General features: G+C 66.5%; 11 protein-coding genes and 1 tRNA gene. 2 read left to right on the plus strand and 10 right to left on the minus strand.

The window, feature by feature from the left end; genetic code table 11:
• Positions 1-48: 48 nt before the first annotated feature.
• The 5 genes from AC069I_RS21215 to nfi all read right to left on the minus strand — a co-directional run bounded on the left by AC069I_RS21215 (position 49) and on the right by nfi (position 3,494).
• Positions 49-125: transfer RNA gene (locus AC069I_RS21215), tRNA-Leu, on the minus strand.
• A gap of 23 nt (positions 126-148) precedes the next feature.
• Positions 149-634 (minus strand): SLATT domain-containing protein, encoded by a 486-nt coding sequence (locus tag AC069I_RS21220; protein WP_478226175.1) that lies wholly within the window; start codon positions 632-634, stop codon positions 149-151.
• Between the two features lie 77 nt (positions 635-711).
• Complete coding sequence (locus AC069I_RS21225) at positions 712-2,040, minus strand: NAD(P)/FAD-dependent oxidoreductase (protein ID WP_478266242.1); 1,329 nt, start codon at positions 2,038-2,040, stop codon at positions 712-714.
• 84 nt (positions 2,041-2,124) lie between these two features.
• Positions 2,125-2,817, minus strand: coding sequence for a uracil-DNA glycosylase (locus AC069I_RS21230; protein ID WP_340687047.1), 693 nt, complete (start codon positions 2,815-2,817; stop codon positions 2,125-2,127).
• Positions 2,814-3,494: a deoxyribonuclease V gene (gene nfi, locus AC069I_RS21235; RefSeq protein ID WP_478266234.1), complete on the minus strand. Its 681-nt coding sequence runs from the start codon at positions 3,492-3,494 to the stop codon at positions 2,814-2,816. The genes AC069I_RS21230 and nfi overlap by 4 nt, the downstream gene beginning before the upstream one ends.
• Before the next feature lie 28 nt (positions 3,495-3,522).
• On the opposite strand from nfi, the gene AC069I_RS21240 reads away from it, so the two are divergent.
• Positions 3,523-5,019: a S10 family peptidase gene (locus tag AC069I_RS21240; protein ID WP_478266235.1), complete on the plus strand. Its 1,497-nt coding sequence runs from the start codon at positions 3,523-3,525 to the stop codon at positions 5,017-5,019.
• A 332-nt stretch (positions 5,020-5,351) separates the two neighbouring features.
• On the plus strand, positions 5,352-6,119 hold the full coding sequence (locus AC069I_RS21245) for a hypothetical protein (protein WP_478266236.1): 768 nt from the start codon (positions 5,352-5,354) through the stop codon (positions 6,117-6,119).
• Positions 6,120-6,200: 81 nt separating this feature from the next.
• Here AC069I_RS21245 and AC069I_RS21250 read toward each other — a convergent pair whose 3' ends face one another.
• From AC069I_RS21250 to AC069I_RS21270, 5 genes are all read right to left on the minus strand, one after another.
• Positions 6,201-7,922 (minus strand): S8 family serine peptidase, encoded by a 1,722-nt coding sequence (locus AC069I_RS21250; RefSeq protein ID WP_478266237.1) that lies wholly within the window; start codon positions 7,920-7,922, stop codon positions 6,201-6,203.
• Between the two features lie 76 nt (positions 7,923-7,998).
• Positions 7,999-8,997, minus strand: coding sequence for an ABC transporter ATP-binding protein (locus tag AC069I_RS21255; protein ID WP_478226169.1), 999 nt, complete (start codon positions 8,995-8,997; stop codon positions 7,999-8,001).
• Positions 8,990-9,982, minus strand: a complete 993-nt coding sequence (locus AC069I_RS21260; protein ID WP_478266238.1) for an ABC transporter ATP-binding protein — start codon at positions 9,980-9,982, stop codon at positions 8,990-8,992. Before AC069I_RS21260 ends, AC069I_RS21255 begins: the two co-directional genes overlap by 8 nt.
• A gap of 6 nt (positions 9,983-9,988) precedes the next feature.
• Positions 9,989-10,942, minus strand: coding sequence for an ABC transporter permease (locus AC069I_RS21265; protein ID WP_478234801.1), 954 nt, complete (start codon positions 10,940-10,942; stop codon positions 9,989-9,991).
• Complete coding sequence (locus tag AC069I_RS21270; protein ID WP_478226167.1) at positions 10,935-11,861, minus strand: ABC transporter permease; 927 nt, start codon at positions 11,859-11,861, stop codon at positions 10,935-10,937. Before AC069I_RS21270 ends, AC069I_RS21265 begins: the two co-directional genes overlap by 8 nt.
• Positions 11,862-12,050: the final 189 nt, after the last annotated feature.

The raw sequence follows: 12,050 nt of genomic DNA on the forward strand, positions 1-12,050 counted from the left end.
CGGCAGCGGCGGTCCGCGCGGACCAGGACGCCCACAGAGCGGAACCGGTGGTGCCCCGGACGGGGATCGAACCCGCACTGGGTCGATTTTAAGTCGACTGCCTCTGCCAGTTGGGCTACCGGGGCACAGACAGCCTAGGCGATGTCCTTCAGTTCGCCGCTTCAGTACGCCGATATTCGAGCCAACGAAGACCGACCTGGTTCCAAACGGCCTGGTACTCCTCGAACTTCTCGTTGATCAGCCGGGGATCGATCCGGTCGGGCGGGGTCGACGCGATGTAGAAGCTGAGCTCGTCGCGCAGCCGGTAGAGCCGGAACTGGACCTCTTCCATCAGGACCCACAAGGAGCGCCAGGCGAAGAAGGGCTCGAGCGCGCCGACGACGGTCGTCACGGCCACGAGGGCGAACGCCACACCGGTCCAGCCGTTGAGGTTCTGCAGACCGAAGATGATCGTGGACGCCGCCGACAGCGCGAGCAGGAAGACCCTGATGGACACGGCGCGCCAGCGGAAACGCCTCTTCCGGGAGCGCGCGTTGTCGCGCTCGATCCGCTCCAAAACGTGCTTCGCCAGTTCGGCCGGAGTCAGGCCGGTGGCAAGCGGGACGGAGGGTACGGACTTCCGGAGTGCCTGCACCGGCACACCTTAAACGCCGTGAAGGCCTCCTTCCCTAACTTGAGCGTAGGGAAGGAGGCCTTCACGGACTTACGAACTCAGGACTTCGACAGCCGGTCGAATTCCTCGCGCGGGTTGTTGATCTGGCCGAGCGAGATGACCTCGCGCCGGAACAGGCCACCCAGCATCCAGTCGAACAGGATGCGGATCTTGCGGTTCCACGTCGGCATCGCCTTGAGGTGGTACGCACGGTGGAAGAGCCAGGCCGGGAAGCCCTTGATCTTCAGGTTCAGCGCGTCGGCGACACCCTTGTGCAGGCCGAGGCTGGCCACCGCACCCAGGTTCTTGTGGTAGTAGTCCTTCGGCTTGCCGCCGCGGATCACCTTGATGATGTTCTTCGCCAGCAGACGCGCCTGGCGAACTGCGTGCTGCGCGTTCGGCGGGCAGGTCGCGGTCGGGTCCTGCTCGGTACGCGAGAGGTCCGGCACGGCGGCGTTGTCACCGGCGGTCCAGACGTCGGGGTGCCCGACGACCTGCATCGCGGCGGTGGCCTCGACGCGGCCGCGCTTGTCGAGCGGCAGGTCCGAGCTGGCGAGCACCGGGTTCGCCTTCACGCCGGCGGTCCAGATGATCGTGTCGGTGTCGAACTCGGTGCCGTCCGAGAGCACGACGTGGCCGTTCTCGAACGACTTCGCCGCTGTCGACAAATAGACTTCGATACCGCGCTTTTCGAGCTGTTCGGCGGTGTACACGCCGAGCGTCTCGCGCACCTCGGGGAGGATCCGCCCGGCCGCCTCGACGAGCACCCAGCGGATGTCCTCGACCTTGAGGTTCGGATAGTAGTTCTCCACCGCGAACCGGGTCATGTCCTCGAGTTCGGCGAGCGCCTCGATACCGGCGAACCCGCCGCCGACGACGGTGAACGTCAGCAGGCGCTTGCGCTGCTCGGGATCGAGCGTGCTGGCGGCCTCGTCCAGCTTCGTCATGACGTGGTTGCGCAGGTAGATCGCCTCGCCGATGGTCTTGAAGGCGATGCCCTCCTCGACCAGGCCCGGGATCGGCAGGATGCGCGCGACGGCACCGAGAGCGACCACGAGGACGTCGTAGTTCAGCTGCTCGACGTGCCCGTCGGCGGCCTCGACCGTCACGGCCTTGCGCTCGTGCTCGATCTTCGTCACGCGCGCGGTGAGCACGTGGCAGCGCTTGAGCACGCGCCTCAGCGGCACGACCACGTGCCGCGGTTCGATCGCACCGGCCGCCGCCTCGGGCAGGAAGGGGGCATAGGTCATGTGCGGCTGCGGATCAACGACCGTCACGGACGCTTCGTTGGCCCGGAGCATCTTCTGGAGCCCGTACGCCGTGTAGAGCCCGACGTACCCACCACCAAGGACGAGGATCCGTGTCGGTTCCGACTTAACACCAGCCATATTTCTATAGTCGCACCCATCAGCTGAGATCGCTCGGAGACCCCATCCGGCTGTGACCAGCGTCGCCACGGTTTCCGCACCGATTCAGTTCAGGCCGGCCGCCGAGGTCGCGGAGGCCAGGACGTCGCACACCATGTCAAGGGTCAGGCGGCCGGTCTGGACATTGCGCTGCGACACGTGATAACAGCCGAAAAGGCGCAGGTCGCCGAGTTCCAGTTCGGCTCCGTGGCCGAACTTCGGGCGTGGCGCGGGCACCGGCCAGCCCACCTCCGCGAGCACCGGCAGCAGCGCCTGCCAGCCGAACGCGCCGAGCACCACGACGGCCTTCAGTGTCGGTTTCAGCAACTCGAGCTCCGCCGCGAGCCACGATCGGCAGGTTTCCCGTTCCTCAGGTGTGGGCTTGTTGGCGGGTGGCGCGCATCTCACCGGGGAGACCATCCGGGTCCCTCGGAGCTCGAGGCCGTCACCTATACGGGTCGACGTCGGCTGCGACGCGACCCCGACCCGGTGAAGCGCCTTGAAGAGAACGTCACCGGACGGGTCGCCGGTGAACAGGCGGCCGGTCCGGTTCGCGCCGTGCGCCGAAGGGGCGAGGCCGACGATCGCCAGCGACGCGTCCGGCGGGCCGAAGCCGGGCACCGGCCGGGCCCAGTAGGTCTCTCCGGCGAAGGCCGCGCGCTTGACCACGGCGATCTCCTCACGCCACGCGACCAGCCGCGGGCAGGCGCGGCAGCCGACGACCTCGGCGTCGAGTTCGGCGAGCGAGCGGAACCTCATAACGCCTCTTTCAGCGCGTCCCGGGCGAGACGGTCGGCTTGCCGGGTGGTCTCCGGCTGACGGAACGCTCGACACAGCCGCAGCACCTGGCGGCACGCGTTGTCCAGCGAGATCTTGTGGCCGACGGAGACATAGAGAGGCTTCACGCCGTCTTGGGTGCGCAGGACCGCGCCGACGACGTCGCCGTCATCCAGCAAGGGCGTCCGCGAGCCGCGTTCGGCCCCCGGTTCGTCGTGCTCGCCGACGAACCGGGTCTTGCCGACACCGACGGACGGCAGGCCCGTCACGACGCCGACGTGGCAAGCGAGCCCGAACCGGCGTGGGTGGGCCAGGCCGTGGCCGTCGCAAATCAGCAGATCCGGGACGTGGTCGAGCGCGCGGAGGACGTCGAGCAGCGGGGGCAGCTCGCGGAACGCGAAAAGGCCCGGTTCGTAGGGGAACGCGATCCGGGAAACGACGGTTCGCTTCTCCACGACGCGGAATCCGTCGATTTCGAGGGTGACCGCGGCGGCCGCGATCAGGCCGCCGTCCTCGTCGTAGGCGACGTCCAGCCCGGTGACCGTGACGATCTCTTGTGGACAGCGATCTTCGAGTTCGACCAGGCCACGCAGGGTTTCCTGGATCCCGATCGCCTCCTGGGGCGTACTCGGGCGATCATGCGCCGTGACGATGTCCACTCCTACAGACTGCCAGTAGGTTGGGGACATGCCGGACACCAATCCCGATGAAAAGGCCACCGACGAGAAGGACACCCCGTCGGTGGAAACCAAGGTCGAGCCGACCGACGACCTGGTCACCACGAAGCACACGCTCACGCTCAAGCGCAAGAAGCTCGCCTACACCGCCCAAACCGGGCGGATCGTGCTGCGGAAGGAGGTCATCACCGACGGCAAGTCCGAGGGCTACAAGGCCAAGGCCGAGGTGTTCGTGACCTCCTACACGCTCGACGACGCGGAGCCCGGCTCGCGCCCGGTCACGTTCGCGTTCAACGGCGGGCCCGGCTCGGCGAGCGTCTGGCTGCACATGGGCCTGCTCGGCCCGCGCCGGGTGCTTTCGGGCGATGTCGACGACCCGGTCGCGCCGCCCTACGGGCTGACCGACAACCAGGAAACCCTGCTGGCGCACAGCGACCTGGTGTTCATCGACCCGGTGTCGACCGGCTATTCGCGCGCCGTGGACGGCGAGGCCGCCAAGGAGTACCACGGGTACACCGCCGACATCGAGTCCATCGGCGAGGTCATCCGGCTGTGGGTCTCGCGCAAACAGCGCTGGCTCTCGCCGAAGTTCCTGGCGGGCGAGTCCTACGGCACGCTCCGCGCGGCCGGGCTGGCGTCGCATCTGCAGGAACGCCACGGCATGTACCTGAACGGGCTGCTGTTGATCTCGTCCGTGCTGGACCTGGGCACGCTGCGGTTCACCGAGGGCAACGACCTGCCGTACTCGCTCTACGTGCCGACGTACGCGGCGATCGCGCACTACCACGGCCTCCACGGCGACCAGCCGCTCGACGACGTCCTCGCCGACGCCGAGGACTTCGCGGCCAAGGAACTCCCCTGGGCTCTGGCGCGCGGCGCGCGACTGTCCACGCAGGACCGTGCCGACGCGGTAGCGACGCTCGCTTCACTGACCGGACTGAGCGAGTCCTATGTGGACCGGGTCAACCTGCGGATCGAGCACGTCCGGTACTTCACCGAGCTGTTGCGGGACAAGGGTCTCGTCGTCGGCCGGATGGACGGCCGGTTCACCACCTGGGAGCCCGACGGCGGCCGCGAGCACATGAGCGACGACCCGTCGATCTCGCGGATCATCGGCGCCTACACGGGCGGGCTCAACCACTACGTACGGGCCGAACTCGGCTACGAGAACGACCTGCCGTACGAGGTCTTGTCGACGGACGTCTTCAAGGCCTGGTCGTACTCGGACTTCGAGGGCCGCTCTGTGTCCTCTGTGGACTCACTCGCGTCGGCGATGCGGGCGAACCCGCACCTTCAGGTGCACGTCGCCTTCGGCCACTACGATGGCGCGACACCGTACTTCGCTTCGGAGCATGTGCTGGCGCGCCTGCAGATTCCCGAGGAGTTGCGGGAGAACATCGACACGGCGTACTACCCGGCCGGGCACATGATGTACGTGCACGAGGAGTCGCGGGTGCGGCAGGCAAAGGACCTGGCGAAGTTCATCAAGAACGCGTCGGGGAAGTAGCCCCCACTCCTACCGCGACCCCTGTCTGCCAGTGCCATGAAAGGTCCTTTCCTTGCAAATTTTGCAAGGAAAGGACCTTTCATGGCACTCCGGGATCGAATCCTGTCGGACCTGCTGGTCATTGTGTCGGAATGTACCTATCTAGAGCTCCGCTAACGGATTCATACCTACGCCAACACAGTCGGCACGGCGTCATCCGTGTGGCGACCCTGGAGAAACTCGGGGTCACGCAAAGCACGTCGTATCGAAGATGCCAGCCTGGTGGAAGGTGGACTCACCTGCTACCAGGCATCGTCCTTCTCTCGAAGGAACAACCAACCGCACGGCAACGAGTGGAAGCCGCGCTGATGCTCACTGACTCCCGGGGCGTCGTCACCGGCTTCGAAGCCACGCGACGATACGGCCTACGACAGTCCGGCCCCCATGGGACCGTCCATGTACTCATTCCCCAACAGCGCAAGGTACGAAGCGTCAAGTTCGCGATCATCGAACGAACGATCTCGATGCCGGAACGTCGGGTGATCGAAGGGGTCCCGCTGGCAGCACCGGCTCGAGCGGTCTTGGATGGTGTGAGGCGCATTCGGGACCTCGAACCGGTTCGGGCTCTGCTCATCGAAGCCATCGAGGCGGGCCTCTGCACAGTGGACGAGTTGTGCGCCGAACTCGAGTCCGGCAGCAGACGCGGAACAGCCCTTCCTCGTGCCGTGCTCCGAGAGCTCGCCGCCGACGTCAAGTCGGTCCCCGAAGCAGCATCGCTGGCGCTCTGGGAGAAAGCGGGACTGCCGCCTGCCGAGCGGAACGTCAAGATCTATGATGCCTTCGGCAACTACATCGGCAAGCCCGATTCATGGTGCGACGAGCTTGGCATGGCATGGGAGATCGATTCGTATGCCTTCCACTTCGGCAGGGACGCTTATCGAAAGACCCTCCACCGCAACAATCGTTACGCGGCCGCGGGGATCGTCGTCGTCCAGACCTTGCCGTCTCGGATTCGCGACGAACCGGAGAAGGTCATCGCCGAACTCCGTGCCGCGGCCGACGCAGCGGCACGGCGTCCGAGACCCGATGTCACTGTGGCGCACACCGACCGAGCCGCCTGACCCGCGCATGCTATGAAAGGTCCTTTCCTTGCAAATTTTGCAAGGAAAGGACCTTTCATAGCACTCCAAGGAACCGAAGGGTCAGCCCCGCAGGTACTGCGAACCCCGCGTGACGGCCGACCAGGCGTCGACGGCACCGTGGCCGTAGAAGCCGTTGAACGAAGCGTCACCGGTGCAGGTCGCGGTGAACGACGCGTCCCGGCCTTCCTTCAGGTAGTCGACGGTCCGCGGCACCGGGCAGGCGATGTCCGAAGCCGTGCCTTCGAGCACCCGCTGCACCGCGTCCGGGTTCATCCCGAAGTCGCGCGAACCCTTGCCGTACTGCGAAACGATGAGCGCGGCGACACCGCTCGCGTGCGGCGACGCCATCGACGTGCCCTGCAGCCACTGGTAGTAGCCGACGCGGCCGTCTGCGGCGGTCTCCTTCTTGATGCCGGCGGCGACACCGTCGGGAGTGACGTTCCCGGCCGCGTCGATCATGCCTTCCGCGACACCGACGTTGCGCGGGTACGTCGAGAGGATCTGGTTCTCGACCGTGCGGAACCACGGGGTGCCGTAGTAGTCACGGAAGTATCCGCCGGGCGCGGACACCGAGATCTGCTCGACGCCGTAGTTCGAGTAGTCCGCCTTCGCCTGCGAAGGACCGAAGGAGGAGACACCGATCGTGTGAGGGCCCTCGATGGGCATCGAGAGGCAGCTCGCGTTGTCGATCTGCCGCGGGTGCGTGCTGTTCGACGGGTAGCCCGGGCTCGACGCGTCCGGCTGCGGGGTGGCGAGGTCGCTGTGCTGGTTGCCCAGCGAGACGACCTGGGTGACGCCCTTGCGGTGCGCGTAGTTCAGCGCACGGGTCGTCGCCTCGATGATGGTGCGCTGCTCGGCCTGCTGCGCGGGCGTGTCCGCGGGGTTCGCGGTGCAGTTGTACAGCCAGGGGTCCGTGAAGAAGCTCATGTTCACGACGTCCACCCCGGCGTCGCCGGCGTAGGTGATCGCGTCCACGGTCGACTGCAGGAAGAAGAAGCCCGAGTCCTGACCGGCGCGGATGTTCACCAGCGTCACGTTCGGCGCGACACCCGAGACACCGAAACCGTTCGCGGCGGCGCCGATGGTGCCGGCGACGTGCGTGCCGTGCCCGTTGTCGTCGTGGTCAACCGGGTCGACGCAGCTGCGGAATTCACACGGTCCGTCGACGACGGCGCCGTTGACGTCCGAGACGATGTCCTTCGTGAAGTTCCGCGACGCCGCGCGGTCGAAGTTCGGCGCGATGTCCGGGTGGCTCCCGTCGACGCCGGTGTCGATGACACCGACCTTCACCCGCTTGTCACCCGGCTGCTTGGTGCGCGAGAGGTCCGACCGGACCGACTTGAGTCCCCACAACTGGTCGTCGAGCGGGTCCATGCCGACGGCGTTCGCCTGCGCGGGCTTCTTGGCCGACGCGGCGCCACGGCCCTCCTTCTCGACGACACCCGGCTTGACCTTCGCCTTGCCGTTCTTCGGCGCGGTGCCGATCGGCTTCGCCTTGGCCGCGCCGAAAACCGACCGGTCCGCGGAGACCCGCTCGGCGAACCCGTTGGCGGGCGCGGTCGCGGTGATCAGGCCGACCGCGGCGTTGCTCGCCACGACGGTGCCCCCGGCGGCGCGGACCGCCCTTTCCGCCGAAGCGATACTTTGGCCTTCACGGGCCAGGACGGAGAATTCCGTCGCGGCGCCGGAAAGCGCCGGTTGCGCTGATGCCACCGGAGCAGCGACGATCGCGCCGAACAGCGGTACCGCTAGCGCGACCACGAGAGATCTGGGCTTTTTCACTTCCTGCCTCCTGAAGAAAACTATTCGTGCAAACTACGTGAGCGATCCCCACGTATCAACGAAGTCCCTACGAAAGTCAGGGGACGACGGTTTTCTCCTCCGCGAAATGACAGGCGGACAAATGCCCGCCGGACCGGGTGATCAATTCGGGTTCCTGATCGGCGCAAATGTCCTGCGCCTTCCAGCACCGCGTGCGGAACCGGCAGCCCGACGGCGGATCCAGCGGGCTCGGCACGTCGCCTTCCAGCCGGATCACCTGCCGCTGGCCACGCAACGCCGGATCCGCGACCGGCACCGCGGACAGCAGCGCCTGCGTGTACGGATGCGAAGGACGCTCGTAGATCTCCTCTTCGGTCCCCATTTCCACGATCTTGCCGAGATACATCACCGCCACGCGCGTGGAAAGGTGACGGACAACCGACAGATCGTGTGCGATGAACACATAGGAAAGGCCGAATTCGTTCTGCAGATCACCGAGCAGATTCATCACCTGCGCCTGAATCGAAACGTCGAGCGCGGAAACCGGTTCGTCGCAGATGATCACCTTCGGCCGCAACGCCAGTGCCCGCGCGATGCCGATGCGCTGACGCTGGCCGCCGGAGAATTGATGCGGATAGCGGTTGATGTGCTCCGGATTCAGCCCGACGACGTCGAGCAGCTCCCGCACCTTCGCGGCCCGCGACCCCTTCGGCGCCACGTCGGTGTGGATTTCGAAGGGTTCGCCGATGATGTCGCCGACCGTCATCCTCGGGTTCAGCGAGGTGTACGGATCCTGCAGCACGATCTGGATCTCGCGCCGCAGCCTCCTCAGTTCGGCTCCCCGCAACGCGAAGATGTCGCGGCCTTCGAAGGTCGCGAGCCCGCCTGTGGGTTCTTCCAGCCGCATCAGCACCTGGGCCAAAGTGGACTTGCCGCAACCGGATTCCCCCACCACACCGAGCGTTTCGCCCGGCATGAGGTCGAAGGAGACGCCGTCGACGGCCTTCACGTGCCCGATGGTGCGTTTGAAGAGGATCCCGGCCCGTACCGGGAAGTACTTCACCAGGTTTTCGACGCGCAGAATGGGCTCAGACACGGTCGCCCACCACCTCGTCGGCGAAGTGGCAGGCGCTGACCCGGCCGAAGCCGAGGCTGTGCAGGGCCGGCCGTTCGGTCTCGCACCGGCTTTCCGCCCGCGGGCAGCGCGGATGGAACGGGCATCCGGGCGGGACGTTCAGCAGGCTCGGCGGCAGGCCCTTGATGGTCTCCAGCGTCTGTCCTTTGAGGTCGAGCCGCGGCAGCGAGGCCATCAGCGCCTCGGTGTAGGGATGCCCCGGCGAGCGGAACAATTCGGCGACGTCGGCCTGTTCGACGATCCGGCCGGCGTACATCACGGCGATCCGGTCGGCGACCTCGGCGACCACCGCCAGATCGTGGGTGATCAGGATCAGCCCCATCCGCCGTTCGGCCTGGATCTCCGCCAGCAGGTCCATGATCTGGGCCTGCACGGTGACGTCGAGCGCGGTCGTCGGCTCGTCCGCGATCAGGAGATCCGGGTCGAGCGCGAGCGACATGGCGATCATCGCCCGCTGCCGCATCCCGCCCGAGAACTGGTGCGGATACTCGCGGACCCGGCGGGCGGCGGCGGGGATGCGCACGGTGTCGAGCAGTTCGATCGCCCGTTTCCGCGCGTCCTTTTTGGACATCCCGAGCCGGACGCGCAGCTGTTCCTCGATCTGGAATCCCACGGTGAACACGGGGTTCAGCGCCGACAGCGCGTCCTGGAAGATCATCGCGATCTCCCCGCCCCGCACCTCACGCCGCCGCTCTTCGGTGGCGGTGAGCAGATCCTCGCCGCGGTAACGGACCGCGCCGCCGGTGACGACGGCGGGCGGGCTGTCGAGGATGCCCATCACCGTCTGCGCGGTCACACTCTTCCCGGAGCCCGATTCTCCCAGCACGGCAAGGGTTTCCCCGGCGTGCACGGAGTAGTCGACGCCGTTGAGCACGGTCGCGACGCCATCGGACGTGCGGAATTCGACATGGAGGTCTTCCACCTCCAGCAGCAGTTCGTCGGTCACGGACGATCACCGGGCCTTCGGGTCGAGCGCGTCGCGGATACCGTCACCGAGCATGACGAACGCGAGCACGGTGATGGTCACGAACCCCGCGGGGAACAACAACATGTGCGGATTCACCCGGAAGTAGTCCCGCGCGTCGCTGATCATCACACCCCACGAGACGACCGGCGGCCGCACACCGACGCCGAGATACGCGAGCGTCGCTTCCGCGCCGATGAACGCGCCGAGCGCGATGGTCCCGTAGACCAGCACCGGCGCGACCGTGTTCGGCAGCAGATGCCGGAACACGATGCGCGGTGTGCTCGCCCCGAGTCCGCGCGCGGCTTTGACGTAGTCGAGTTGTTTGGCCACCAGCGTCGCCGACCGCATGATGCGCATCGCCACCGGCCAGCTCAACGCGGCGATCGACACGACCACCTGCACGATGATGGTGACGACCCCGGGGTTCGAGCCGGGCGCGTTGAACGTGGTCAGGATGACGATCGCGCCGAGCACGAACGGCAGCGCCGCGAAGATGTCGCCCACCCGCGAGAACAGGCTGTCGACGAGACGGCCGTAGTACCCGGCGATGATCCCCACCACCGAGCCGATCAGGATCGTCAGCACCGTCGCGAAGACACCGACCAGCAGCGACGCCCGCGCGCCGTGGATGGTCCGCGCGTAGACGTCGTAACCCTGGTTGTCGTAACCGAACCAGGCGTCCGCGGACGGCCCTTCGTTGGCGTGGAGCAGATCGCTGAACCCGGCGGGCCGGGAACTGAACAGGTCGGGCACGATCGCGATGAGCACGACGAGCGTGATGATGACGGCGGAGATGATGAACGACGGCCGCTTGCGCAACATCCGCCAGGCGTCGCCGCCGAGGCTGCGCGGTTTGTGCGCCTCCGCGGAATCGTCGGCGACACCGGCACCGGCGACGTCCACAGAGGACACCCCGCCGGCCACATTGGGGTCAGTCATAACGGATCCTCGGGTCGAGAACGGCGTAGAGCAGGTCGACGATGAGACTCACCAGCAGATAGACCATCACCAGCAGGACGACGACGCCGGTGACGGTGGCGCCCTCCCGGTTCTGGATACCGCGGAAGATGAGCCCGCCGATGCCGTTGATGTTGAACACGCCTTCGGTGACGATGGCCCCGCCCATGAGCGCGCCGATGTCGGTGCCGATGAAGGTCAGCACCGGGATCACCGAGTTCCGGAGCAGGTGCACGCCGACGACCCGGCTGCGCGGCTGCCCCTTCGCGACGGCCGTGCGGACGTAGTCGGCGTGCCGGTTCTCCGCGATGCTCGTTCTGGTCAACCGGGCTATATAGGCCATGGAGAGACTGCCGAGCGCGATTCCGGGCACGATCAGCTCGCCGATCGTGGCGTCCTCGGACACGCTCGCGTCGATGATGCCCAGTTCCGAACCGAGGACGATCTGGAGCACGATCGCGGTGACGAACACCGGGATCGAGATCAGGAACGTGGTGGACATCAGCACGAGGTTGTCGAGGAAACCCTTGCCGCGCAGGCCGGTCAGGATACCCGCGGACAGGCCGATGATCGCTTCGATGGCCACCGCGATGAGGGCGAGCCGGACCGTCACCGGATAGGCGTTCCCGATCAGTTCGCCGACCGAGACGCCGTTGAAGGTCTCGCCCCAGTCGCCGCTGAACAGGTTGCCGAGGTATTTGAAGTACTGGACGAAGATCGAATCGTCGAGATTGAACTTCTCGGTCATCATCTCGATGTAGGCGGGCGGGCAGGCGACCTGACCGCATTTACCGGCGAACGGGTCACCGGGCACCGCCCACACGAGGGCGTAGATGAGGAACGTCGTGCCGAAGAAGACCGGGATGAGTTGAAGTAGACGTCGGAGGATGTATTGGGGCATGCGCGTGCCGTCCTGAGGATCGCGTGGTGGGAGCCTTCGGTCCGGCGGGTCGTGGGGGGGGGTTTGGGGTTTCCCCCCCAAAACCCCCCCCCCCCCCCCCCCGGCCTTTGAAGTTTTTTCTTTCCCTCGCCCCCCGTGGAACAGCAAGCCACCGATCGAACGAAAGCAAAACCTCACGGGCTTGAGAGG

It is taken from the genome of Amycolatopsis sp. NPDC043885 (assembly GCF_056435685.1).